This window comes from Casimicrobium huifangae (genome assembly GCF_009746125.1).
In the GTDB taxonomy this organism is placed as follows: domain Bacteria; phylum Pseudomonadota; class Gammaproteobacteria; order Burkholderiales; family Casimicrobiaceae; genus Casimicrobium; species Casimicrobium huifangae.
In genome coordinates, this window is the sequence record NZ_CP041352.1 from 676,303 (window position 1) to 701,862 (window position 25,560).

Sequence of the window (25,560 nt, forward strand, 5' to 3'; positions counted from 1 at the left end):
TTTCGGCCAGCCTGCAAGTATCGTGGCGTTATCGGCCATGGCGTGCTACTGTCCAAAAGTTACCCGCTGATGGGCAGCGGGCTTGCTTTTGATTTTCGGTATTGGGGGACAAATGAATCGTTTGCAGAAATCTTTGACGGGTGTCGCACTGGCTTGCGCCGTTGCAATGGGCGGGGGCGGTGCAACCGCTGCAACCGGCGGGTGGGGCGCTCAGCCCGCAGCGTCGGCCGCCTGCCAGACCCTGAATGCTTTTCCTCCGTCTACCGGCGCTGCCGGCACGACCAATGGCAATCCGACGCTGGCATTTGTTGCCGGCGATCGGGTCAGCATTTCAGTCACGATGGGCACGGCGACGTCGTCATCTGTCTCCATCGTTGGCAATTCGACGGGTACGCCGGTTTTGGCCGGGCCGTTGACAGGCCCGGGCACCCTCAGCTACACGGTGAACGGCCCGCTCCCGGCTGGCTCAATCGGCATTGGCTTTTATGTCAATTCGACAACGCCGCAGGGCGGAACGGTCACGGTCGCCATTTCTTGCGCCGACGCGCCGTCGATAGTGCCGGCGTGGGGACCGCTTGGCGCCGGGTTGGTGACTTTCGCTGCCGCGATGGTTGGCGCGCTGACCCTGCGTCGCCGCCGTCGCGCCTGATCTCCTGAGGATAACGGCCGGTTTGCACGGCCCGCTGCGGCGCACCCAGGTGCGCCGCGCTTTTTTTGGGCTCCGTTTTGCAATGGCGGGCGTTGCTTTGCCGTCAGGTCACGCCCCTTCAATGCCGCGCGGCTGGTCGGCAGTGGTAGTAGACGCCTCCCACTTTTGCCGATAGCGGGCGCAAGCCTCGCGCCACGCGTCGCTGCGGAAATTGCCCGGACTCTGGTGGGTGATGCTGATTGGCCAGGTGCCAATGCGAAGCCCACGTGCATGGGCTTCGCGGCAGAAGTCCATGTCGTAAAAGTGGAAGCTGAACTGCTCGTTAAAACGGGCGCCACGGCTCATAGCCGCATCCCTGTTCACCGCAATGAATACGCCATCGACGAGCCGACATGGTGTCGTGCTTGATCCGAAGCGGGACACGCGACCAAACGGCTCGGCGCCGTTGGCGATAGCACCACTGAGGCAATCCTCGGCATCCCAGTTCAGCTGCTCATCGGTAAACGCCCACGACACCTGCCCCTCGCTACAACGGGTATTTCCGACGACGCCTACGACATCAAACGCCGTGACCGCCTGCAGCAGGCGATCCGCCAGAAAAATGTCATCAATCCAGACGTCATCGTGGATGAACAGCAATACGTCTGACTGACTTTGCGCCAGGCGATGGTTGTAAACGGCCGGTAGTCCGACTCGGTTCTGGAAGGCGATGCTCGCGGTGATGCGGGGGTCAGCGAGTCGCTGCAGCGACAGGCCGAGCGCGGATCGTTCCATGAAATCGTGACGCGACAGGCGTGTCGCGCTGACGACCTCGATAGGCCGGACCTGGGTCAACGTATCAGCCCGCTTGCTGCAAACGTGATATCAGCCTCATTCCGCCTCGATCTTCGCCGCTTTGGTGAGCTGGCCCCAGCGCTTGACTTCGCTGTCGATCAGGCGGGCGAGGGCGGCGGCGTCGGTGGAGTCGATGTCGAAACCGCCCGCGTGCAGCTTGGCCTTGACGTCGGTGCTGGCGAGCACCTTCTGCAATGTGGTGGTGAGCTTGGCAGCGATGTCTTTCGGCAGGTTGGCCGGCGCCATCAGCGCGAACCATGGCACCAGCTCGTAGCCCGGTACCTGTTCCGCGATCGCTGGCAGATCCGGCAACGCGCCGGAGCGTTTGGTGCTGGTGACGCCAAACGCCTTCACCTTGCCGCCCTTGATCTGTGCCTGGGCATTGCCGAGATCGGCGAACACCACTTCAATGTTGCCGCCCAGCATGTCGGTGATTGCCGGCGGAATGCCCTTGTACGGAATCATCTGCATGTCGCCCTGGATCATCGAAGCGAACAGCGAGCCGGACACCCACGAGCCCGACGATCCCTGGCCAAAGCGCACCTTGCCCGGATTGGCCTTGACGTAGGCGATGAAGCTCTTGAGGTCGGTCGCGGGCACTTTGTCGTTGACGATCAGCACGAACGGCGTCGTCGCAATCTTGCCAATCGGCGTGAAGTCCTTCACCGGGTCGTACGGGACTTTCTTGAGCAGGCTGGTCACTGCCGCCTGGGTGGTGCTGGTGGTGACCAGCAGCGTGTAGCCGTCGGCCGCAGCGCCCTTCACCTCGTTGGCGCCGATGGTGCCCTGGGCACCGGACTTGTTGTCGACCACGATCGGCTGGCCGAGCTCCTTGCCCATCGCTTCGGCGAGCACGCGGCCAACGACGTCGGTGGCGCTGCCTGCGGGGAACGGCACGACGAACTTGATCGCCTTGGCCGGATAGGACTGCGCGAAAGTCGGTGCAACCAGCGGTGCCAGTGCCAGCGCGATGCTCACGGCGATGAGATGACGGATCTGCATAAAAAAGCCTTGTGTCGTCAGAGGGGCTTCTGGCCGATCGGTCAGAAGTGGTGCTGCGATTTTAGGAAGCAACGGCCGGCGCGACTGAAAATCGCCGCATTTGGCGAAGCATCTTTTTTTCTGAAGCCCCGTCCCGATTGGGCTAATGGCTTATTTCAATGAAAAGTCGACTTGTTGGCAATTGGCCCGATAAGCCCGGTTTGAATGGGGATCAAGCAACTAAGCCATAACGGAGAAAATAATTATGGAATCGCTTTCCACAATGCGAAATCTCTTCTAGAATTTCCGCATTCGCCGTTGCGACAGTGTGCGATTAGCGAACCTGTCACCACGGCAACATTTTGTGCATTGCACACACGCGACAATGTGCGTAAAGGCCGCGTGAGCGGGCGATGCAGGGCAGACAACGCAAGGAGGAACATGATGCAAAACCGCAATCTGTCGGGTCGGAACGACCTTGACCCGCAGGAGACCAGTGACTGGCTCGACTCACTCGACAGCGTGATCGCCAACGAAGGCTACGAACGCGCCCACTTCCTGCTTGAGGCACTGTTTGACAAGGCGCGCCGCACCGGTGGCAAAGCGCCGTTCTCACCGAATACGGCCTACCTCAACACCATCCCGGCCCACCTCGAGGCCAAGAGCCCGGGCGACCATGAGATCGAGCACAAGCTGCGCAGCTACGTGCGCTGGAACGCCGCGATGATGGTGCTGCGCGGCGGCAAGAAGGATCTCGAACTCGGCGGCCACATTTCCTCGTTCGCCTCCGCTGCCACGCTCTATGACGTCGGCTTCAATCACTTCTGGCACGCCCCTTCGGCCAACCACGGTGGTGATCTCGTTTACGTGCAGGGCCACAGCGCGCCGGGCGTCTACGCCCGCGCCTTCATGCTCGGTCGCCTGAGCCAGGACCAGATGGACAACTTCCGGCAGGAGGTGGATGGCAAGGGCATTTCAAGTTACCCGCATCCGTGGCTGATGCCCGATTTCTGGCAACTTCCGACGGTGTCGATGGGTCTCGGCCCGCTGATGGGGATCTATCAGGCGCGGTTCCTCAAATACCTGCACGCCCGCGGTCTCGCCAACACCGAAGGGCGCAAGGTCTGGGTGTTCTGCGGCGACGGCGAAATGGATGAACCGGAGTCCCTCGGCGCCATCAGCATGGCCGGCCGTGAAGGTCTCGACAACCTCGTCTTCGTTATCAACTGCAACCTGCAGCGACTCGATGGGCCGGTGCGCGGCAATGGCAAGATCATCCAGGAGCTCGAAGGCGACTTCCGTGGTTCCGGCTGGAACGTCATCAAACTGATCTGGGGCGGCTACTGGGATCAGCTGCTCGCCCGCGACCGGGACGGCACGCTGGTCAAGCGCATGGAAGAGGTGATCGACGGCGAATATCAGGTCATGAAGGCGCGCGACGGCGCCTATGTGCGCGAGCACTTCTTCGGCAAATATCCGCAATTGCGCGAGATGGTGGCCAACATGTCCGACGAGGATGTGTGGCGCCTCAATCGCGGTGGCCACGATCCGCACAAGATCTACGCCGCCTACGACAGCGCGGTCAAACACAAGGGCCAGCCGACGGTGATCCTCGCCAAGACGGTCAAGGGCTACGGCATGGGCCACAGTGGCGAGGGCCTCAACATCGCCCACCAGGCCAAGAAGATGGATCTCGAATCGTTGCGCCAGATGCGCGACCGCTTTGGCATCCCGGTCAAGGACGAAGACCTCGCCAGCTATCCGTACTTCAAGCCCGCGCCTGATTCGCCGGAAGGCAAATACATGCGCGAGCGCCGCGAGGCACTGGGCGGCTACCTGCCGCAACGCCGCACCAAGAGTGTCAGCCTGCCGACGCCGGAGGTGAGCGCCTTCGATTCGCAATTGAAGGGCACCGGTGATCGCGAAATCTCGACCACCATGGCCTTCGTGCGCATCCTCAACACGCTGGTCAAGGACAAATCGATCGGCCGCCATGTGGTGCCCATCGTGCCCGACGAATCGCGCACCTTCGGCATGGAAGGGATGTTCCGTCAGCTCGGCATCTGGAACCAGCAGGGCCAGAACTATCAGCCGGTCGATGCCGACCAGCTGATGTTCTACAAGGAGGCCAAGGACGGCCAGATCCTGCAGGAAGGCATCAACGAGGCGGGCGGCATGGCCGACTGGATCGCTGCGGCGACCAGCTACAGCAACAACAACGTGCCGATGCTGCCGGTGTACATCTTCTATTCGATGTTCGGCATCCAGCGCATCGGTGACCTTTGCTGGGCGGCGGGCGACATGCGCGCGCGCGGCCTGCTGGTGGGCGGCACGGCGGGCCGCACCACGCTCAACGGCGAAGGGCTGCAGCACGAAGACGGCCACAGCCATGTGTGGTTCAGTTCGATCCCGAACGTGCGCACCTATGACCCGACCTTCCAGTATGAGGTCGCGATCATCACCCAGCACGCGGTGAAGCGCATGCTCGATGAGCAGCACGACGAGTACTACTACCTGACCGTGATGAACGAAAACTACGTTCATCCTGACATGCCGGCCGGCGCCGAGGCGGACATCATCAAGGGCATGTACCTGTTCAAGGAAGGCGGCAAGGAGAAGAAGAAGGGCATGCGTGTGCAGCTCACCGGCTCCGGCACCATCCTGCGCGAGGTCATCGCGGCGGCCGATCTGCTGCGCACCGACTGGGGCGTGGAGAGTGACCTCTGGAGCGCGCCGAGCTTCAACGAACTGCGCCGCGACGGCATCGACTGCGAGCGCTGGAATCTGCTGCACCCGATGGACGAACCGCGCGTGCCGCACGTCGCCAAATGCGTCATGTCCAGGGCCGGCCCGGTGGTCGCCGCCACCGACTACATGCGTATCTACGCCGACAGCGTGCGACCCTACATCAAGAAGACGTACAAGGTGCTCGGCACCGACGGCTTTGGCCGTTCGGACAGTCGCGAGAACCTGCGCCGCTTCTTTGAGGTGAACCGCTTCTACGTGACGGTGGCGGCGCTCACCGCGCTGGCGGAAGACGGCGTCATTGAGCGCAAGGTGGTGGCGGACGCGATCAAGAAATACGGCATTGATCCGAACAAACCGAACCCGACCACGGTTTAAGGAGCGGGACAAATCATGGCAAAGCAGGAACTGAAAGTCCCGGACATCGGCGACTACAAGGACATCCCGGTCATCGAAGTGCTGGTCAAGGTCGGCGACGTGGTGGCGAAGGAGCAATCGCTCGTCACGCTCGAATCCGACAAGGCCACGATGGAAGTGCCGGCCGAAGCGGCAGGCACCGTCGTGGAACTGCGCGTGAAGCTTGGCGACAAGGTGAGCGAAGGTTCGGTCGTGGCGGTGATTGAGGCAGGCGCAGCCGCGCCAGCCCCGGCGCCGGCGAAAGCGGCTGCGGCCCCCGCATCCGCCCCTGTTGCGGCTGCACAAGCTGCGCCCGCCGCACCCGCATCAGGCGGCGGCGCAGTCGAAGTCAAAGTCCCCGACATCGGCGATTTCAAGGACATCCCTGTCATCGAAATCCTGGTCAAGGTGGGCGACACGGTCAAACTTGAGCAGTCGCTGGTGACGCTTGAGTCCGACAAGGCGACAATGGAAGTGCCGTCCACGGCGGCCGGTGTTGTCAAGGAGATCAAGGTCAATCTTGGCGACAAGGTTTCCGAAGGTGCGATTGTTGTGATCGTTGAGGCCGCTGGTGCCGCCGGTGCCACCAGTGCGCCGGTCGCGGCGGCGCCTGCCGTGGCAGCAGCGCCTGCGCCCGCGCCGGTGCCTGCAGCCGCTCCAGTCGTGGCGTCACCCGCTCCAGCAGCAGCCGCAAGCGCCATCAACGAAGCGAGCTTCAGCAAGGCGCACGCCTCGCCGTCGGTGCGCAAGTTCGCTCGCGAGCTCGGCGTGGATCTCGGTCGCGTCAAGGGCAGTGGCCCGAAGAGCCGCATCCTGATCGAAGACGTGCAGGGCTTCGTCAAGGGCGTGATGAGCGGTGCCGCTGCAGCACCAGCAGCCTCTACGACGGGCGGCGATGGCGGTGCAGCGCTTGGCCTGTTGCCGTGGCCAAAGGTGGATTTCTCGAAGTTCGGCACCGTGGAAGCGAAACCGCTGTCGCGCATCAAGAAAATCTCCGGTGCCAACCTGCACCGCAACTGGGTGATGATCCCGCACGTCACCAATCACGACGATTGCGATATCACCGATCTCGAGGCTTTCCGCGTTCAATTGAACAAGGAGATCGAGAAGAGCGGCGTCAAGGTCAGCATGCTCGCGTTCATGATCAAGGCAACCGTCGTGGCATTGAAGAAGTTCCCGAACTTCAATTCGAGTCTCGACGGTGACAACCTGATCCTCAAGAGCTACTACAACATCGGCTTTGCGGCCGACACGCCAAATGGCCTCGTGGTGCCCGTCATCAAGAACGCCGACCAGAAGGGCATCGTGCAGATCGCCAAGGAGATGAGCGAACTCGCAGGCCTCGCACGCGAAGGCAAGTTGAAGCCCGACCAGATGCAGGGCGGCTGCTTCTCGATCAGCTCGCTGGGCGGCATCGGTGGTCGCTATTTCACACCAATCATCAACGCCCCTGAAGTGGCGATCATGGGCGTGTGCAAAAGCGAGATTGCGCCGAAGTGGAACGGCAAGGAGTTCGAGCCGCGCCTGATGCTGCCGCTGTCGCTGTCATGGGATCACCGCGTCATCGACGGTGCCGAGGCCGCACGCTTCAACGTGTACTTCGGGCAGTTGATGAGTGACTTCCGCAGGATTGCTTTGTAGCGCTGCGCGCTACAGGACGAAAGGACGAGAGGACGAATGACGCAAAGGTCTGCCGTTGCTTGTCTCCCAATATGTTGAACACAACGCCGACGGCTGATGAATCGAGTGGCCCCTTCGTCATTCGTCCTTTGTCATTCGTCCTTCATTAGAGCGAAGCGAAAATGAACATAGAACTCAAAGTCCCCGACATCGGCGACTTCAAGGACATCCCGGTCATTGAGGTGCTGGTGAAAGTCGGCGACACCGTCGCCAAGGAGCAATCGCTCGTCACGCTCGAATCCGACAAGGCGACGATGGAAGTGCCGGCCGAAGCGGCGGGCGTGATCAAGGAGCTGCGCGTGAAGCTCGGCGACAAGGTGTCGCAGGGCACTGTGGTGGCTGTGATTGAAGCTGCTTCTACCGTTCGCGCTGAGCCCGTCGAAGCGCCGACTGCAAAGAGCGCTGCTTCATCAAGCGCGACAACGTCCGTCACAAACACTTCGCCGAGCCCAGTGCGAACGGAAAGTGCCGCGCCAGTTGCTGCAGGAGCCTACGCCGGCAAGGCTGACATCGAGTGCGAAATGCTGGTGCTGGGCGCTGGTCCCGGCGGCTACAGCGCGGCATTCCGGGCGGCCGACCTCGGCATGAAGACGGTGATCATCGAACGTTACGCGACGCTCGGCGGCGTCTGCCTCAACGTCGGTTGCATTCCTTCGAAGGCGCTGCTGCACACCGCAGCCGTGATGGACGAGGTCAAGGCGCTCGCCAAACACGGCATCAGCTACGGCGAACCAACCGTCGAGATCGGTAAGCTGCGCGAATTCAAGGACGGCGTGATCAAGAAGCTCACCGGCGGCCTCGCCGGCATGGCCAAGGCGCGCAAGGTCGACATCGTGCGTGGCATCGGCAAGTTCCTCGACGCCAACCACGTCGAAGTCGCGCTGACCACAGGCACTGGTCAGGAAACGACAGGTGAAACCAAGGTCGTCAAGTTCCAGAAGTGCATCATCGCCGCAGGCTCGCAGGCGGTGAAGCTTCCCTTCATGCCCGATGATCCGCGCGTGGTTGATTCGACCGGCGCGTTGCTGCTCGACGTCAAACCCGAGCGCATGCTGGTGATCGGCGGCGGCATCATCGGCCTTGAAATGGCGACGGTGTACTCGACACTCGGCGCGCGCATCGACGTCGTCGAAATGCTCGACGGGGTGATGGCCGGTGCCGACAAGGACCTGGTCAAGGTGTGGGAGAAGGTCAACGCGCCGCGCTTCGACAACATGATGTTGAAGACCAAGACCGTCGGCGCCGAAGCAAAGAAGGATGGCATCTACGTCAAGTTCGAAGGCGAGAAAGCACCTGCGGAAGCGCAGCGCTACGACCTGGTGCTGGTCGCCGTCGGCCGCTCGCCGAACGGCAAGAAGATCGCCGCCGACAATGCGGGCGTCGCGGTGACCGAACGCGGCTTCATCAATGTCGACAAGCAGATGCGCACCAACGTGCCGCACATCTTCGCGATTGGCGACATCGTCGGCAACCCGATGCTCGCGCACAAAGCCGTGCACGAGGGCCACGTGGCGGCGGAGGCGGCGCATGGCGAAAAGGCCTACTTCGACGCGCGCCAGATCCCGAGCGTCGCCTACACCGACCCCGAGGTCGCATGGGCGGGCATCACCGAGGACGAGGCGAAAAAGCAGGGCCTCAAGTACACGGTCGGCAAGTTCCCGTGGGCCGCCAGCGGCCGCGCCATCGCCAATGGCCGCGACGAGGGCTTCACCAAGCTGATCTTCGACGAGGAGACGCACCGCATCCTGGGCGGCGGCATCGTGGGCACCCACGCCGGCGACCTGATCGGCGAGGTCTGCCTGGCCGTCGAAATGGGCGCGGACATGATCGACATCGGCAAGACCATCCACCCGCATCCGACACTGGGCGAGAGTGTGGGCATGGCCGCCGAGATTGCGCATGGCACGTGCACGGATGTGCCGCCGGTTCGCAAGAAGTGACCTCTGTCCCTCTCCCCCTGCGGGAGAGGGTTAGGGTGAGGGTTTGGTGGAATGAGCGGATTCGTTCGCCACCAGCGCGCTCTATGGCCGCGCGGCGCCAGTTACTTTTGCCAATCGCGGCAAAAGTAACCAAAAGCGCTTGCCCCTACTGCCCGCCTTTTCCTGCGATGCTCGCGTTCTGCGGGACGCGTCAACGGCACACGAATGCTTCGCTGACGCTTCGCAGAGTGCGTGCCGACGACGCGTCTACGACCGCACAACGCTGCGCTTCTCGGGGCGGGCAAAAGGGGCTCCAGCGTACGCACTTGACCGCATATGTTGCACAATTGCGTTTCAGATCATTGGGGGCGAGCGGTGGCCTATCTTCTGACGACTGGAGTTGTTGCGTTTCAGCTTGCCATCCTGGTTACGATCGTCGCCGCAGCGCGGGCCGGGCGGGTCGCCTTTCTCCTCGCTACGTTCGGTTGGATCGCATTTACCTTACTTGGCAGCATTTTCACTGCTGGGTTGTTACTTTTGCAGCTATTCACAATTGGCCTTGCTTTCGCGATTGGGCGCTCGATGGTTACTAAAGCGCAAGCAATACAGCCAAATCTTGGTTCACCACAGTCGTCCGACGCGCCTAAGCGTGCCAGCAACGGGCTCAATTCACTAGGCGGTTTTGCCTTGCTCGTCGTCGCTGGTCTAGTAACTGGAAAGATGTTCGGCCGTGCGTCTGTTGAAAGCGATGTACAGAGTATTCGCGCGCGCGCCGCGCAGGATTCCGCTGCTCTTCCAGGCAAAGTCTCAACGGAAACGGTGACGACGCCCGCACAAACACGCCCCCAAGGCGTTGCCACAACGAAGGCCAGCAATCAACCTAAATCGGAAAATTGTTGGAACGAGTACCTGCATTTCTTAAACACCACGAGCGATCAAATCTCACTCGTTGACTATGCAGCACTTAATGTCAAAGCAAAAGAGCGGTTAGCACGGTGCGAGGGAAATTAGCGCAAGGGGCTTGGGTCATGAGCTAAGACTAAGAGCCACCGCTCCCCGCCAAGTCCTCCAGAATCGGGCAATCCGGCCGCTGATCTCCGTGGCAACAGTGGATAAGGGTTGCGAGTGCCTTTTGCATCGCCTGCATGGCTTCGATGCGTCGACGCAAATCTTCGGCATGCGCCTGCGCAATGCGCTTGACGCTGGCGCTCGTGCGGCGGCGGTTTTGCCACAGGCTCACCAGCTCGGCAATCTCTGCCATCGAGAAGCCGAGATCCCGCGCGCGCTTGATGAATTGCAGTGTGTGGATGTCGCGCTCGCTGTATTGCCGATATCCGTTATTGCGGCGGGCGACGCCGGCGATTAGCCCCAGCGCCTCGTAGTGACGAACCATCTTGGCGCTGACGCCGGATCGCGCAGCGGCCTCGCCAATGTTGACTGCGGCAGCCGCTGTGACGTCCGCCACTTTCAGTTGCAGGAGCAATGTCCGCCGCAGCCGCCGGCTGCCTTCTCGACCATCTTTTCGACGGTGTAGCCCTCGTCGGCAATGGCGGCCGCAAACGCATGGCGCGGCGATTCGCTCTGCACATCGACGCGGCCGCTGCTGCGATCAATGGTGACTACCGCATGCGGATCGATACCCTTGATGGCATTGGTTACCGTTGCTTCGCAATGGCCGCAGGTCATGCCCTGTACGTTGAGTGTGTGTTGCATGGATGTTCTCCGTTGTTGATAGTCGTATTTTGAACCTTGCCATGATGGTAAGGTCAAGCGAGTTTGGTCAGGCGACAGGCGAATTGCGTCTTGGTTGACCAACATCAAACGACCAGCCTTCATGGCCGTTTCGCAAAGCAACACGCTTGACCTTGCCATGATGGCAAGGTTTACGATTGCGCCATGAACACCATCGCTACCAGTCAGCCCAACACGCTCGCGACCGACGACATTGCCATTGGTGGCATGACCTGCGCCTCCTGTGTTGCGCGCGTCGAGCGCGCGCTCAAGAAGGTGCCAGGGGTGACCGAGGCGACCGTCAATCTCGCCACCGAGTCGGCGCGCGTCACTTTCGATGCAACACAGGCGAACGACGGTCGCCTGCGTCGCGCCGTTCGCGATGCTGGCTATGAGCCGCGCGAGGTGGCAGCGGCGGACGCCGCAGAGCCATCGTCGTGGCAGGGCTTCGCGCCGGTGGCAGTTGGCCTCGCGCTGTCGGCACCGCTGGTGCTGCCAATGCTGGGGGACCTGTTTGGCAAGCACTGGATGTTGCCGGCGTGGATGCAATTCCTGCTGGCGACGCCGGTGCAGTTCATTCTGGGGGCACGTTTCTACAAGGCTGGCTGGCATGCGCTGAAGGCGCTGACCGGCAATATGGATCTGCTGGTCGCCATCGGCACCACGGCGGGCTGGGCGCTCTCGATGTGGCTGTGGCTGACGGCGGAACCCGGCGAAATGGTGCATCTGTACTTTGAAGGCTCCGCAGTGGTGGTGACGCTGGTGCTGCTGGGCAAATGGCTCGAAGCCCGCGCCAAGCGGCGCACCACGACGGCGATCCGCGCGCTGCATGCGTTGCGGCCCGACGTAGCGCACCTGATCGGCAAGACTGGCTCCGAGAAGGACGTGCCGGTGTCCGAGCTGCTCAACGGCGATCACGTGGCGGTGCGCCCCGGCGAACGCATTCCGGCAGACGGCGTCGTGGAGGAGGGTGCCAGCGAGGTTGATGAGTCGATGCTGACTGGCGAACCGCTGCCGGTGGCCAAGGGGCTCGCCAGCAAGGTCACTGGCGGCAGCATCAACGGCAGCGGACGGCTGCTGCTGCGGGTCACGGCGACGGGCAGCGAATCGGTGCTGGCGCACATCATCCGTCTGGTTGAAGATGCACAGACTGCGAAGGCGCCAATCCAGCGTCTGGTCGATCAGGTGGCCGCAGTATTCGTGCCCGTGGTGCTGGTGCTCGCGCTGCTCACACTGGGCGGCTGGTGGCTGGCGCGCGGAAGTTTCGAGACGGCGGTGATTCACGCTGTGGCAGTGCTGGTGATCGCCTGCCCTTGCGCGCTCGGCCTCGCCACGCCCGCCGCCATCATGGCGGGCACCGGGGTCGCCGCCAGGCAGGGCATTCTGATCAAGGACGTGCAGGCGCTGGAGTTGGCACACAAGGTGGATACCGTCGCCTTTGACAAGACGGGTACCCTGACCGTCGGGCAGCCGCAGTTGACGGCGACGCACGCCTTTGACAACTGGTCCGAGCCGCAGCTTCTCGCCGCCGTCGCCGCAGTGCAGCGTGGCAGCGAGCATCCGCTGGCCCGTGCGGTGGTGCAGGCGGCAGCCGCACGCAGCGACGTGACCGTGGAGGCTGCGAGCGACGTTCGGGCGATACCCGGCCGCGGCACCGAGGGCCACATTGCTGACACGGCATTGCTGATTGGCAGTTTGCGCTGGATGCAGGAGCTGGGCGCGGATTTGTCGCAGGCGATCTCGCTGGCCGAATCACTGCAGTCAGCGGGAGCCACTGTTTCAGCCGCCGCCACGCGTGATCCGGCAGGGGGATCGGCACCCCGCATCGTTGGCCTGCTTGCCTTCGGTGACGAGCCGAAGCCTGGTGCGACGGAGGCGCTTTCGCGGCTGCGTGCCTCGGGCTTGCGCCTGTGCATGATTTCGGGCGACAACCGTGGTGCAGCGCTGGCAATGGCCGCGCGACTTGGCTTGGCGGCAGACGAAGTCATGGCCGACGTGCTGCCCGGCGACAAGGCCGCACGTGTGGCAGCGTTGCGCGAAGGTGGTCACGTTGTGGCGATGGTGGGCGATGGCGTCAACGATGCACCGGCGCTGGCTGCAGCGGACGTCGGCATTGCGATGGGCACGGGCACCGATGTGGCGATGCACGCCGCTGCGATCACGCTGATGCGCGGCGACATTACGCTGGTGGCCGATGCGCTGGACATTTCGCGGCGCACGGTCGCCAAGATCCGGCAAAACCTGTTCTGGGCCTTCGCTTACAACGTCGCCGGCATCCCGCTGGCAGCGTTCGGCTACCTGAACCCGGTGGTCGCCGGCGCGGCGATGGCAATGAGCTCGGTGAGCGTGATGACCAATGCGCTGCTGATTAGCCGCTGGAAAGGGCGCTGAGCGCGCCTTCCAGCGTCAGTGTCCGAGTCCGGGACGATTTTCCGTAACGGTGGGCAGGGATGCGTGTCCGGGCCAGTTGCCCTGGGTATCCCCCATTTCGCCAACTTCCGGAAAATTTCCATGGTCCTGTCTTTCCGTCGTTACATCGGCCTCCTTGTGGCCTGGGCTGTTGGTTTGGTCACGTTGGCAGCAATGCCGTCGCAGGCCGTCCCACAGTCGTTTACAGCCACCGGCGTGGGGCAGATTCCTGATTCGATGATCTGTGGCTCGGCCGGAATACCGCTTGCGCTCTCGTTCAACGTGACCGGCATGGGGGCGCCGTTGACCGATGTCCGCGTCACCCTCAATTTCGCTCCCGCCCACACTTTTGTTGGCGACTTGACGGCAACCTTGCGGCCGCCCGCTGGGTCGCCTTCCGTCATCCTGTTCAGCCGGGTCGGTTCGACCACGGCCAACAGCGCTGGCAGCGGCGCGTCAATGGACGGCTCCTATACCTTCGTCGATCCCTCGGTCAGCACCGCCAATATCTGGGTAGCCGCAAGCGGCGGCGTGCTGGTACCGAGCGGCACCTACGCCGTCACGCTGCCGGGCCCAGTCGCGGCCACGCCAGCGGGAACGGCACCGATGACGTCGGTATTTGCCGGCCTCAGTGCGGCGCAGATCAACGGCACCTGGACGCTCAACATCACCGACCGCTGCACCTCCGACGTGGGCGGCATCTCGCAGGCGACGTTGCAACTCGACAGTGCTCCGCCAGCGCAGGAGTTCACGGTCAATCCGCTGCAGCTCAATTTCGATGTGGTCGATGTCAATGAGCTGACCTTGCGCGCGTTCCGGGTGACGGCGGCGGCGAGCAACACGCAGAACATCGATATCACTGCCGCCAATTGCAGTATCGGTGGCGCCGATGCCGGGCAGTTCGCACGGCTGTTCAGCAATGTCACGCTGGTGCCGGGCGCCAGCGTGCAGCTGCCGATGGCGTTCCGCCCGACCTCGCTCGGCAACAAGACTGCACTCCTGACCTGCACCGGCGTGTTGCCATCTGGCGTGACTCCGACCGTCCTGGCAGTGTCGCTGGTCGGCGTTGCCGGCGTCCCTGCGCCGCCGCCGAACTGCTACGACGTTGATGGCGACGGCGTGATGAACCCGCTGACCGATGGCCTGTTCATGCTGCGCCTGCAGCTGGGCATTGCTCCCGCGACGGCTGCCAGCGGCATCGTGCTCAATGCGCCGCGCAACACCCCGCTCAAGGCAGCGCTGTTCATGGCACAGCACTGCGGCTTCCACGTGCCCGACTGAGCGGGCGACGGCCGCGCGGTAACTTTGTTGCGGTCCTGCGCGCGGCACCGTGGCACGGCGCGTAGCATGTCGGCATGCTCGTGCTGTTCAACAAGCCCTATGGTGTGCTGTCGCAGTTCACCAGTGACGGCGGCCGCTGGCAGACCCTGGCGGCGTACATCACCATCCCCAACGTCTATGCCGCCGGCCGGCTGGACGCCGACAGCGAGGGCTTGCTGCTGCTGACTGACAACGGCGCACTGCAGGCTGCCATTGCCGGCCCGCAGTCACACGTCACCAAAACCTATTGGGCACAAGTGGAGGGCGTAGCCGACACATCCAGCATGGCGCAACTCAAACGCGGCGTGACGTTGAACGACGGACCGGCCAAGGCAGTGAAAGCATCGCTGCTCGACGTTACTGAACCGTGGCCGCGTGACCCGCCGATCCGTGTGCGCAAATCGATTCCTGACTCCTGGATCGAGCTCTGCATCGACGAGGGCCGTAATCGTCAGGTGCGTCGCATGACGGCGGCGGTCGGCTTGCCGACGCTGCGCCTGATTCGCGTCGCCGTCGGCCCGTGGCGCGTGGAAGGCTTGGCGCTAGGGCAACTGCGAACCCTCAGCGACGATGAAGCGTTTGCCGCGCTGCGCAGGAAGTCACGACGGCAAGCAGCTTTTTTATGAAAGCCTTATTGGCATAGGGCTAACAAGCATATTTGGCCAAAAGTCGAGTTTCAGCGAATTCTTGCGTCAAGCCCTTATTGAACGGGCGTTTCAGGAAAAAGCTGCCTGGCCTACGGATTGAATCGGCGGGTCGCTTCCGCCAGATAGAACCACTCGTAATTTGCCTCGGCCAGCGCGTTGGGGAACACGATGTAGCCGTCGTGCGGCGCGCGCACCACTTCCCCATTGGCGCGGGTCCCGATGACGTCGCCGGCCCTGAGCGGATCAAAGCTCTGCCACGGGCGGGCGAAGGCATCGTTGCGGTCAAACTTGTCGACGACGGTGCCCAGGTGCAGGCCTTCCATCGCCGTCTCCGTCGCCGGCACAGGCTCGTCGGTCAGGCCGAACAGCGCCAGCGTATTGCGGATGGCGCGATACGCCACCTCCGGGCCATTCGGATCGTCGTGCTGGCCGCATTCCAGCGTGAGCGCCATACCGCCAGTCGAGCGCATGTATTCGGTGGTGCCGACGCCGTACTTGGCGTCGAGGTCGTGCCGCTTGCCCTCGCTCGCGGGCTGGCGTTCGGCGCGCGCGCGGCGCTCGTCCACGCCCTTCGCGTAGGTGCCCAGCCAGCCATCCACGGCGCGCTTCACGCCCAGCCGCAGCGCCCAGTCGCGCTCGGTGTCGCCATGTACGGTCGGCTCCAGCGCGCCCGTGTTGTTCTGCGGCCCGACCATCACAAACGCCTGCCCCTGCGCCTGGAATGAATGCAGGTCGAGTAGTGCGTCGTGCTGCGCCATCAGAGGGCACAGCCAGTTGGCAATGTGATCCTCGAACTCGGCCGGCGCAACGCCGGGAGCCGTCGGCTGCAGGTTGCGATTGAGATTGCGGTCACCGTTGCGGCGCTTCAGCGCATAGGCCTTCGGATTGGTGATCGGCACGAAGGTCACGCTGCCGCGCGCGAGGGCCAGCGCACCGCTCTCGATCTCGGCGATCACGCGGCGAATGCCGTGGGTACCGGCCACCTCGTTGCCATGCACGGCGCCGGTGACGATCAGGCGCTTGCCGGGTTCGGTGGTGGTGAATGAAATGGCTTGAAAAGGAAGCATGATGAGTTCAATTATTGTTCCCTCCCCCCTCGTGGGGGAGGGTCAGGGAGAGGGGGAAGCGGCCGGGCCATTGCAGGCGTTCACCCTCTCCCCCAACCCCTCTCCCCTCAAGGGCGAGGGGAGCTATGGTGCCCTACTGGGCGGTCACAAAACTCTGCAAAAAACAGCCTTCAGATACCGGCTCTCGTTGACGTGGGCGAGCCACGGGTGGTCCGGCCCGGCGCCGCGCACCTCCAGCACCTGCACCTCACGGCCCGCGTAGAACGCCGCGCGGCGCAACATGTCGAGGAACTGCTCCTCGCTCACCACGCCCGTGCAGGAGCAGGTGAGGAACAACCCGCCCGGCTTGACTACGCCGAGTGCCAGCTTGTTCATGTCGAGATATTTCTTCAGCGCATCGATCACTTCGTCGCGTGAGCGCGTCATCTTCGCCGGGTCCAGCACCACGGCGTCCCAGCGCTTGCCCGCCTCCTGCGCCTCACGCAGCCAGGGGAAGATGTCAGCCTGCGTGACCTTCGCCTTCACATTGTTCAGTCGCAGATTGCGGGTGGCGAAGTCCACCGCCTCTTCGTCTAGATCAACGCCGGTGATATCCGTCGCGCCGTTGAGACCGGAATACACCGCGAAGCCGCCCGAATTGCAGCAGAGGTCGAGCATGCTGCTGCTGCGGGTTGCGGCGATCAATTCGCCCCAGCGCTTGCGGTTGTCGCGCTGGTCGCAGAAGAACCCGGTCTTGTGCTTGCCACCGATCTGCACGAAGAACTTGGCGTCGTGCTCATTGATCGTTACTGGCTTGCCGCCATGCGGCGCACGGCCGGGCGGGCAATCAAAGCCTTCCTGCTTCTGCGCGTTGTCGTCGCCAAAGGCAAAAATCTGTGCATCGGGGAACTGCGTCAGCAGCGCGTCGAACACCCAATGCTGCAGGCGCCACATGCCCGCAGAGTAGAAGCAAACCACCAGCACATCGCCAAAGCGGTCCACGATCAGGCCCGAGAGCCCGTCACCCTCGGCGTGGATCACGCGATAACTGTCAGTCACCGCGTCAAGCCGGTAGATGTCGCGCCGCAGGCGCACCGCATCGGCCACCTTCTCGGCCAGCCAGTGCGCATCAATCACTTCGTCCGGCTTTTCGCTCAGCAGGCGAATCGCCATCGGCGCCTGCATGTTGAGCATGCCGCGCCCGATGAACTCGCCATCAACGCCATGCACCTCCACCAGACTGCCCGGCACAATGCGCTCACCGGGCCGCTCCACCATCTTCTGGAAGATCAGCGGATGCACATATTTGCGCTCGCTCTTGAGGCGGACAACAGGCAGCGACGAGCCGCCATGGCCACCGCCGCGACGCTTGCGGGGAACATCATTCATGGGGTGGAATGATAGAGGGTGTGGCGCTGTGGCCCACTAGCGGGACGCCCTTGGCGCGGCGCGGGCGCCACCGTTACGGCTGCTGAACCCTCAAGTGATCTAGCGCCCGGCACCCCAGCGATGGCGCGCGCGGCGGCATCACCGCCAGCGAATCCAGCGGGCTGCACACACCGCCCGCTACCTTCAGCACGTGGGTGTAAATCATGGTAGTCGATACATCACTGTGTCCAAGCAGGGTCTGCACCGTGCGAATATCGGCGCCGCCCTGCAGCAAATGGGTGGCGAACGAGTGGCGTAGCGTGTGCACTGTCGCCGGCTTCGTCACGCCGGCGGCGCGCAGTGCCAGCGTGAGGGCGCGACGAAACGTCTGCGGGTAGGCGTGGTGGCGCCGCCGCACACCGGTGCGTGAATCGGTCGATAGCGCCGCCTGCGGGAACACCCAGAACCATCCCCAGCTTTCACCGGCACGGGGGTACTTTTGTGCAAGCGCGTGCGGCAACTCAACCCCCGGCACCTGCGCTGTGCGATCTGCCTCCCACAGCGCATGGCCAAGACGGAGCTGCTGTTGCAACGCCTGCCGCAGTGACTGCGGCAGCATCACCACGCGGTCTTTGCCGCCTTTGCCATCGCGCACGATAATCGCGCCGCGATCAAAGTCCACATCCTTCGTGCGCAGCCGCATGCCTTCGAGTATGCGCATGCCAGTGCCATAGAGCAGACGCGCCAGCGTCGCGTGCTCGCCCTGCAACTGCGCCAGCGTGCGTGCCACTTCGTCCACCGTCAGCACCTCGGGCAGGCGCTGCGTTGTTCGAGGGCGCCCGATCTCACTCATCCACGGCAAGTCGATCCGCAACACCTCGCGATACAGAAACAAGAGCGCCGACAGTGCCTGCCGATGCGTCGAAGCTGCTACCTGCCGTTCGCTCGCCAGATGGGTCAGAAACGCCTCAACCTCGTTGCGCCCCATCGATTCCGGATGGCGCAAGCCATGAAAGCGGATGAAAGCCTTGATCCAGTGCACATAGACCTTTTCGGTGGACAACGCGAAGTGATGAAAGCGAACGCGCTCGCGAACCAGCGTCAGCAGGCGCGGTTTGGACTCAGTTTCACGCACTTCCGTCAAACTGTACATAAAATCAGTATAACGGTGATTCCCGAGGAAAATCAACGACTGATGGCGTAGAAGTGCGATCGAAGAAATGCACTATTAAAAAGTTATATTGGCTAACGATGTATAAAACACGTTATGCTTCAGTCAGGATATGTCCATGAAATTTGAAAAGTTAGAAAGTCTTCGGGGGCTAGCTGCTATATATGTTGTTATGCACCACTCCGTACCACACGACCTTAAAGTGCATGGTCTAGATTTTGGTTTGTTATTTCGATTTGGGCAGGAAGCCGTAATTTTATTCTTTCTTCTGTCTGGTTTTGTTGTTAACTATTCCCATAGAAAATCAAAGAATGGCGCATTTAATGTTTATTTTTTTAAGAGATTTAGTCGAATTTATATACCCTTATTCTTCATTTATGCTCTTGGTTACCTTCACGTATGCCTCCAATCTAACTCATTTGTTGACCCTGAGTTGGGAAATCTTTTGAAAAATATTTTTATGCTTCAAGATGTCGAATCGCTTAAACCAAACGTTTTGGCAAGTCCTTACATGGGCAACACGCCGCTATGGTCTCTTTCCTACGAATGGTGGTTTTATATGCTGTACTTCCCTATTCAGAGGCAGATTCAATGCCTTAATAGACAAAACACTGTTGTATTCGGAGTGGCAACCCTGGCGGCTGTATTTTATATTTTTTATCCATACTTTATATTTCGTCTCCTTATGTATCTTAGCATTTGGTGGGCAGGAGTGTTCATTTCAAATCTCGTCATTGACGAAAAACCGTTGAAATTTAAATCCTGCTTTCCCGTATTTATATGCCTAGGATTAATAATTCTTACAACTATGTCTGCCATTGTTTTATTCTTAAAGAGTGGGGGTAAGGCAACCATCGGTGTTCATCCCTTCTTGGAAGCAAGGCACCATATATTCGCATTATTCTCAGTTGTGGTAGCAATTGCATGGAAAAAATTTAATTGGTGGGGCTTCAAACAAACTATTGGTCCCTTTAAGAATCTGGCACCAATATCCTATGTTGTATATATTTCTCATCATTATTTAGTTGTGAATGCCACATATCTATCTTTTATCGGTAACAAAATCGTGGAATTCTTTTTTTATATTTTTGTTCTACTGGCATTTTCGTGGCTTATAGAATTAAAGCTATATCCAATAATTGCTTCGTGGCTCAGAAGCATAACAATAGGTTCCAGCCGACCGGTATCGTCTCCGCTTCGCTCCGACAATGCCGGCGGCTGAACCTGGCGTTAGGCCTGCGAACTAGCTATGGCTCGACTCCCCCAGTACCGAAGCAAGTTAGTGCCTGCGCAAATCGCCGAGGGAATGACTCGCGCCCTTAAGAATGCAGAGCGACTTGCAGAGGACGCTGAGTCACTTTTAAAGGCCGGACGCGCGCCTTCCGCTGTTGCCCTAGCAATACTGAGCATCGAAGAATCAGGGAAAGTGACCATCCTGCGCCAGATGGCCACCGCTTCGGAGGAAAAGGAGTGGGCTGACTTGTGGAAAGCCTATCGAAGCCACACTAAGAAAAACACACTCTGGATCTTTGGCGAACTAGTTCAACGTGGCGCAAAGACTCTGGATGAGCTACGCCCAGTCGCCGATCCAGACTCCGATCACCCGGACGTCCTTGACCAGCTGAAGCAAATATCCATCTACACAGACTGCTTCACAGATGCCAAATGGTCCTCGCCAACCGAAGTGGATCTCGAGGCTATGGCGCCCTACTTAGTGAAAATGGCGCAGGTTTTCGGAAAGCCGAAGACCGTGGCAGCCGAAGAGATCCAACTTTGGCAAAAGCATCTGCTTCCGGTGAAGGGCGCCACCATGGACGTGCAGAAAGTAGCTGTCGCTGCTTGGTTTCAAGAGATGAAGCTGCTAGGCCTATCTGAAGCTTCGGCCAAAGAGGTCGAAGGTTTTCTTGGTCAATACGATGCGAGCACGCAGGCCTAACCCTTCCATCGAGCTGACGTCTTCCAGCAGGCTTCGCCCGCTTCCATCCGCAGCTCATGTCAAACGTTAGGCCTGCGAACTAGCTATGGCTCGACTCCCCCAGTACCGAAGCAAGTTAGTGCCTGCGCAAATCGCCGAGGGAATGACTCGCGCCCTTAAGAATGCAGAGCGACTTGCAGAGGACGCTGAGTCACTTTTAAAGGCCGGACGCGCGCCTTCCGCTGTTGCCCTAGCAATACTGAGCATCGAAGAATCAGGGAAAGTGACCATCCTGCGCCAGATGGCCACCGCTTCGGAGGAAAAGGAGTGGGCTGACTTGTGGAAAGCCTATCGAAGCCACACTAAGAAAAACACACTCTGGATCTTTGGCGAACTAGTTCAACGTGGCGCAAAGACTCTGGATGAGCTACGCCCAGTCGCCGATCCAGACTCCGATCACCCGGACGTCCTTGACCAGCTGAAGCAAATATCCATCTACACAGACTGCTTCACAGATGCCAAATGGTCCTCGCCAACCGAAGTGGATCTCGAGGCTATGGCGCCCTACTTAGTGAAAATGGCGCAGGTTTTCGGAAAGCCGAAGACCGTGGCAGCCGAAGAGATCCAACTTTGGCAAAAGCATCTGCTTCCGGTGAAGGGCGCCACCATGGACGTGCAGAAAGTAGCTGTCGCTGCTTGGTTTCAAGAGATGAAGCTGCTAGGCCTATCTGAAGCTTCGGCCAAAGAGGTCGAAGGTTTTCTTGGTCAATACGATGCGAGCACGCAGGCCTAACCCTTCCATCGAGCTGACGTCTTCCAGCAGGCTTCGCCCGCTTCCATCCGCAGCTCATGTCAAACGTTAGGCCGCGCGAATGAACTCTCTGGCTCCCGGCGAAACTATCGTTGCCACCGGAACATTCCTTTACGGTGATGCCGTCGAGTGCGATCTGCGCGTGGTCTATGGCCCCATTCGATACGGCTCAGGGGACTACGAAGAAGAAGCCGAAATCTCAAGTGATTCAGTCATGGAAACCTACTATGTTCAGTACGGGTCCACGACGCAGCGAGGCTTCTTTAGTTCTGGCAGTGGCGGCTACAAATCTCTGGCCGAAGCTCGGGCTGCCGCGGAAGCGGCCCCTGGCATTGGGCTAACAGTCCGCTGGCACTCTGGAGTTGCATAGCAGCATGTATTCGTTCAAGTTCGTCCAACACGGAATGTTCTTCAATGCGGGCAGGTCAGCGCCTCGCGCGCGGCCTAACCCTTCCATCGAGGGGACTTGCCCCGGCAAGCCGGGTCACGCCTCTCATCTCAAACGTTAGACGGCGAACCAGGCGCGCAGCGTTGCAACTGCTCCTCGGTATGTGTAGACTTCCACACACGGAGGTGCACATGGCGACCAATCTTGCTCTTGACCCTAAGCTGCTCGACCAAGTCCTTGAACTCAGTGGAGAAACCACGAAAAAGGCGGCAGTTACGCTCGCTCTGAAAGAGTTCATAGCGCGTCGCGAGCAGAGGAAGGTAGCGGAGCTATTCCGAAAACTGGACTGGGATTCCAAGTACGATTACAAGACTGAACGTTCGCGCTCATGACCCTGCTCGTGGACACAAGCGTATGGTCGCTGGCGTTACGCCGCGACGGTCCAGAGGACTCGCCGGAAGTACGCACTCTTCACGAGGCGATTCTGGGTTCCGACTCGGTCGTGACCACGGGTCTGGTGCTGCAGGAACTGCTGCAGGGCTTTAGTGGGCCGCGCGCTGCGGCCTCCATCGTTGAGAGGTTCCAGTCGTTGCCCCTGATCGCGCCGGATCGGGACGATCACATTGCTGCGGCGGAAGTGCGAAACGTCTGCCGCCGCGCTGGCGTGCAGGTCGGGACGATTGATGCGCTGCTGATTCAACTCTGCGGCAGGCATGAACTGACCCTGCTCTCCACCGACAAAGACTTCGTGCATGCTGCAAAGCACGTGCCCTTCAAGCTCTGGCGAGCATCGACACCCGCCGCCTAACCCTTCGCTCGAATAGACGCGCTCAGGCGGCACTCCTGCGCGCGCAGGTTTAGCTCAAATCTTGATGCTACCGAGCACACCAGCTCAGGAACCGTTGTGCCAGCACCCGTTAGTTCAGCGGCCACCCGCCGCTTGCGAATTGGTTCTCGCAACCGCCTCTGCCAACGCCGGCGCCATCGCGACTGCATTGGTCGGGTGGGTGATGCAGTCGGTGCTCCAGATCTTGCCGACGCCAGCGCTGCGCATGGTTGCCAGCGCGTCGTCGGCGAAAAGCGCATGGGTCACGGCCACGTCCACGCTGGTGGCGCCGGCCGCTAGCAGCGCTTGCGCAGCGCGGGCGACGGTGTGGCCGGTGCTGGCCATGTCGTCCAGCAGCACCGCAGCGCGCCCCTTCACCGCCACGTCGGGCAGCGCGACTTCCACGCTGCGATCACCGTGCCGGATCTTGCGGCAGACTGCGTGGTCAAAGCCATGCCTTGTGGCGGCCTGGGCGATCCATTGCGCCGATTCCTCGTCCGGGCCAACCAGTAGCGCACCGGGTCGTCGCGTGGCGATCAGGTCGGCGAGCAGCGGGGCGGCACTGACCACGATGGCCTGTGCAACCGGCACTGCCTCGTTGAGCGTGGCCACGCGGTGCAGATGCGGGTCCACCGTGATCACGGCATCGAACAGGCTGGCCAGAAAGCGACCCACGACGCGCTGGCTGATCACTTCGCCCGGATTGAATGCGATGTCCTGCCGCATGTAGGCGAGATACGGCGCCGCCAGCGTCAGATGCTGCGCGCCAAGCTGGCGTGCGCTCTGTGCGGTGAGCAGCAGCTCGACCAGCTTTTCGTTCGGTTGATCAAGTGAACGAAAGAGCACTACGCGACCGGGCAGCGACGCAGGCAGTGACAGCTTCAACTCGCCATCCGGAAAGCGGTGACGACTGATGCAATGGGTGGCAATTCCGGCAGCAGCGCCCAACCGAGCTGTGCTCGCCTGTTCTTCGTCGAAATGAAGCAGCAGTTCGCTCATCAAAACTCCACAAACACGTGCGGCAGTGCGCCGGCATCGCCCACGCTGTAGCCGCTCGCGCGATTCGCGGACTGTTGAGCGAAGGCCAGATCGGCCGGAAACTCCGCATACACGCGATACAGCGGCTCACCTGCAGCCACCGTATCCCCCAGCTTGCGGAACAGCTCCACGCCGGCGGCTTTGACTTTTGGTGCACCAGCCAACCGCGCGATGCGTGCAATCTGGAAGTTGTCGATGCCGGTGACAGTGCCGCCCTGTGTTGCAACGATGTCGAAGGTCAGGGCGCCGAGCCGGGGCTGGTTGTGGTCAAAACCCTGGCTGCCCTGGGCGGCGACGATCGCCTGCATGCGGGCGAGCGCGCGACCGGAATCAAGGATGTCGCGGGCGATGGCGAAGCCGTCACCACCGCGCACATCCGGGTCTGCCTCAATCATGCGTCCGGCCAGGCGCAGCGCCTTCTGCCGCAGATCGATCGGTGCCCGCGGATCGTTCTCCAGCACGCGCATGACATCGCGCGCTTCGAGCACCGGGCCAATGCCGTTGCCGATCGGCTGGCGACCGTCGGTGATCACCACGTCCAGCGACAAATGCATGCGGTGCGCGACGTATTCGAACAGGCGGCGAAGCCGTTGTGCTTCGGGCATCGAGCGCACCTTGGCGGTGGGGCCGATTGGCATGTCGAGTACCAAATGCGTCGAGCCCGCCGCGATTTTCTTGGACAGGATTGATGCCACCATCTGCCCGGGGGAATCGATGGAGAGGGGTCGTTCGACCGAGATCAGCACATCATCGGCTGGGGAGAGGTCGGCCGTGCCACCCCAGGCCAGGCAGCCACGATGGTCGCGCACGATGTCCGCCAGTTTGTCGAACGGCAGTTCGACGTGGGCCAGCACTTCCATCGTGTCGGCAGTGCCCGCTGGCGAAGTGATTGCGCGCGACGAAGTCTTGGGGCACAGCAATCCATGCGCCGCCACGATGGGCAGCACCAGCATCGAGGTGCGGTTACCGGGAATGCCCCCAATGCAATGCTTGTCCACAACCAGCGGCTCATGCCAGTCAAGGCGGCGCCCGCTGTCCACCATCGCTTCGGTGAGAAAGTAAACCTCCTCGCGATCCAGCTCCCCGCGGTTGCAGGCAACCACGAACGCCGTCAACTCGATCTTGGAGTAACGATGCCCGGCGATGTCGCGCACGATGGCGTGAAACTCCTCTTGCCCCAGGCGCTCGCCATCAATCTTGCGGAACAGGGCAGACATCGATTCCGGTGGCTCCGCCTGCGAGATCGCCACCAGATGACCGTCCTCCACCCCGAGCTGGGCGAAGGCGTCTTCCGAGACCCCGAGTTCACTACAGGCGACGATCGAGTCGTCATCGACAACGTTCAGCGTGGCGAGGATGCGCCGCCCATTCGCACGAACCTCCACCTTGGATAGCGCCTGAAATCCCTCAGCCCGATAAACATCGCAATCGCGGTTGAGATAGACGACATTCTCCCGCCAGGTGTCGATGCCCACACGCCGTAGCGCAAGCCGGTTTTCTCCGCTGTGCGGATCACTGGTTGCCCGCACATTGCTGCTTTCGTTCATATCAGGATGTATCGCTGGGGCTCTGCCTTCGAAACATCAAGGTTAGCGCGATCCGCAGCGGGTGAACAGTGATGGCGGACAAGCATTCGCGCGAATGCCGGAGGTGTACACCGCGCCGCCCTCGCACGCAACTTGCGCG

21 protein-coding genes and 1 pseudogene are annotated in these 25,560 nt (G+C 61.3%); 13 read left to right on the forward strand and 9 right to left on the reverse strand.

The features are described 5' to 3' along the window. Positions 1–112 precede the first annotated feature (112 nt). Entirely contained in the window at positions 113–649 is a 537-nt protein-coding gene (locus tag FKL89_RS03075) for a hypothetical protein (RefSeq protein ID WP_156861254.1), read from the forward strand. A 108-nt stretch (positions 650–757) separates the two neighbouring features. On the opposite strand, the gene FKL89_RS03080 is transcribed toward FKL89_RS03075, so the two are convergent. Both FKL89_RS03080 and FKL89_RS03085 read right to left on the reverse strand, forming a co-directional pair. Further along, positions 758–1,423 (reverse strand): glycosyltransferase, encoded by a 666-nt coding sequence (locus FKL89_RS03080; protein WP_156861255.1) that lies wholly within the window; start codon positions 1,421–1,423, stop codon positions 758–760. A 96-nt stretch (positions 1,424–1,519) separates the two neighbouring features. Continuing rightward, entirely contained in the window at positions 1,520–2,485 is a 966-nt protein-coding gene (locus FKL89_RS03085; RefSeq protein ID WP_156861256.1) for a Bug family tripartite tricarboxylate transporter substrate binding protein, read from the reverse strand. A gap of 420 nt (positions 2,486–2,905) precedes the next feature. On the opposite strand from FKL89_RS03085, the gene aceE reads away from it, so the two are divergent. From aceE to FKL89_RS03105, 4 genes are all read left to right on the forward strand, one after another. After that, positions 2,906–5,587 (forward strand): pyruvate dehydrogenase (acetyl-transferring), homodimeric type, encoded by a 2,682-nt coding sequence (gene aceE, locus FKL89_RS03090; protein WP_238363471.1) that lies wholly within the window; start codon positions 2,906–2,908, stop codon positions 5,585–5,587. Between the two features lie 15 nt (positions 5,588–5,602). After that, entirely contained in the window at positions 5,603–7,246 is a 1,644-nt protein-coding gene (aceF, locus tag FKL89_RS03095) for a dihydrolipoyllysine-residue acetyltransferase (protein ID WP_156861258.1), read from the forward strand. A 161-nt stretch (positions 7,247–7,407) separates the two neighbouring features. Continuing rightward, positions 7,408–9,225: a dihydrolipoyl dehydrogenase gene (gene lpdA, locus FKL89_RS03100; RefSeq protein WP_156861259.1), complete on the forward strand. Its 1,818-nt coding sequence runs from the start codon at positions 7,408–7,410 to the stop codon at positions 9,223–9,225. A 354-nt stretch (positions 9,226–9,579) separates the two neighbouring features. Continuing rightward, positions 9,580–10,215, forward strand: a complete 636-nt coding sequence (locus FKL89_RS03105; protein ID WP_156861260.1) for a hypothetical protein — start codon at positions 9,580–9,582, stop codon at positions 10,213–10,215. A 28-nt stretch (positions 10,216–10,243) separates the two neighbouring features. Here the strand turns inward: FKL89_RS03105 and cueR are convergent, their stop codons facing one another. Together cueR and FKL89_RS03115 are read right to left on the reverse strand one after the other, a co-directional pair. Next, a complete protein-coding gene (gene cueR / locus FKL89_RS03110; protein ID WP_272953726.1) occupies positions 10,244–10,669 on the reverse strand; it encodes a Cu(I)-responsive transcriptional regulator in 426 nt (141 codons plus the stop codon). A 59-nt stretch (positions 10,670–10,728) separates the two neighbouring features. Continuing rightward, positions 10,729–10,917 (reverse strand): annotated as a pseudogene (locus FKL89_RS03115) (heavy-metal-associated domain-containing protein); the annotation flags it as partial. 183 nt (positions 10,918–11,100) lie between these two features. Between FKL89_RS03115 and FKL89_RS03120 the strand changes: the two are divergent. The 3 genes from FKL89_RS03120 to FKL89_RS03130 all read left to right on the forward strand — a co-directional run bounded on the left by FKL89_RS03120 (position 11,101) and on the right by FKL89_RS03130 (position 15,290). Beyond that, positions 11,101–13,326 carry a heavy metal translocating P-type ATPase gene (locus FKL89_RS03120; RefSeq protein ID WP_156861262.1) on the forward strand — a complete coding sequence of 742 codons (2,226 nt, stop codon included), beginning with the start codon at positions 11,101–11,103 and terminating at the stop codon, positions 13,324–13,326. Between the two features lie 120 nt (positions 13,327–13,446). Beyond that, on the forward strand, positions 13,447–14,625 hold the full coding sequence (locus tag FKL89_RS03125) for a hypothetical protein (protein WP_156861263.1): 1,179 nt from the start codon (positions 13,447–13,449) through the stop codon (positions 14,623–14,625). 74 nt (positions 14,626–14,699) lie between these two features. Next, entirely contained in the window at positions 14,700–15,290 is a 591-nt protein-coding gene (locus FKL89_RS03130; protein ID WP_156861264.1) for a pseudouridine synthase, read from the forward strand. 110 nt (positions 15,291–15,400) lie between these two features. Here FKL89_RS03130 and FKL89_RS03135 read toward each other — a convergent pair whose 3' ends face one another. The 3 genes from FKL89_RS03135 to FKL89_RS03145 form a co-directional block, all read right to left on the reverse strand. Beyond that, positions 15,401–16,378, reverse strand: a complete 978-nt coding sequence (locus FKL89_RS03135; protein ID WP_156861265.1) for a M14 family metallopeptidase — start codon at positions 16,376–16,378, stop codon at positions 15,401–15,403. 144 nt (positions 16,379–16,522) lie between these two features. Continuing rightward, a complete protein-coding gene (locus FKL89_RS03140) occupies positions 16,523–17,746 on the reverse strand; it encodes a class I SAM-dependent rRNA methyltransferase (protein ID WP_156861266.1) in 1,224 nt (407 codons plus the stop codon). A 73-nt stretch (positions 17,747–17,819) separates the two neighbouring features. Further along, a complete protein-coding gene (locus FKL89_RS03145; RefSeq protein WP_156861267.1) occupies positions 17,820–18,878 on the reverse strand; it encodes an integron integrase in 1,059 nt (352 codons plus the stop codon). A gap of 136 nt (positions 18,879–19,014) precedes the next feature. Between FKL89_RS03145 and FKL89_RS03150 the strand changes: the two genes are divergently transcribed. The 5 genes from FKL89_RS03150 (at position 19,015) to vapC (ending at position 22,818) form a co-directional block, all read left to right on the forward strand. Beyond that, positions 19,015–20,118 carry an acyltransferase family protein gene (locus tag FKL89_RS03150; protein ID WP_162527377.1) on the forward strand — a complete coding sequence of 368 codons (1,104 nt, stop codon included), beginning with the start codon at positions 19,015–19,017 and terminating at the stop codon, positions 20,116–20,118. 27 nt (positions 20,119–20,145) lie between these two features. Next, positions 20,146–20,832, forward strand: a complete 687-nt coding sequence (locus FKL89_RS03155) for an AbiV family abortive infection protein (RefSeq protein ID WP_156861269.1) — start codon at positions 20,146–20,148, stop codon at positions 20,830–20,832. Between the two features lie 85 nt (positions 20,833–20,917). Then, complete coding sequence (locus FKL89_RS03160; RefSeq protein ID WP_156861269.1) at positions 20,918–21,604, forward strand: AbiV family abortive infection protein; 687 nt, start codon at positions 20,918–20,920, stop codon at positions 21,602–21,604. A 597-nt stretch (positions 21,605–22,201) separates the two neighbouring features. Next, positions 22,202–22,402 carry a type II toxin-antitoxin system VapB family antitoxin gene (locus FKL89_RS03165; protein WP_156861270.1) on the forward strand — a complete coding sequence of 67 codons (201 nt, stop codon included), beginning with the start codon at positions 22,202–22,204 and terminating at the stop codon, positions 22,400–22,402. Next, the gene (vapC, locus tag FKL89_RS03170) at positions 22,399–22,818 is read left to right on the forward strand and encodes a type II toxin-antitoxin system VapC family toxin (protein ID WP_156861271.1); all 420 of its coding nucleotides are present in this window, start codon (positions 22,399–22,401) and stop codon (positions 22,816–22,818) included. Before FKL89_RS03165 ends, vapC begins: the two co-directional genes overlap by 4 nt. Positions 22,819–22,932: 114 nt before the next feature. Here the strand turns inward: vapC and FKL89_RS03175 are convergent, their stop codons facing one another. Both FKL89_RS03175 and FKL89_RS03180 read right to left on the reverse strand, forming a co-directional pair. After that, positions 22,933–23,835 carry a ribose-phosphate diphosphokinase gene (locus FKL89_RS03175; RefSeq protein WP_156861272.1) on the reverse strand — a complete coding sequence of 301 codons (903 nt, stop codon included), beginning with the start codon at positions 23,833–23,835 and terminating at the stop codon, positions 22,933–22,935. Further along, positions 23,835–25,421 carry a thymidine phosphorylase family protein gene (locus tag FKL89_RS03180; protein WP_156861273.1) on the reverse strand — a complete coding sequence of 529 codons (1,587 nt, stop codon included), beginning with the start codon at positions 25,419–25,421 and terminating at the stop codon, positions 23,835–23,837. The genes FKL89_RS03175 and FKL89_RS03180 overlap by 1 nt, the downstream gene beginning before the upstream one ends. Between the last annotated feature and the right edge of the window lie 139 nt (positions 25,422–25,560).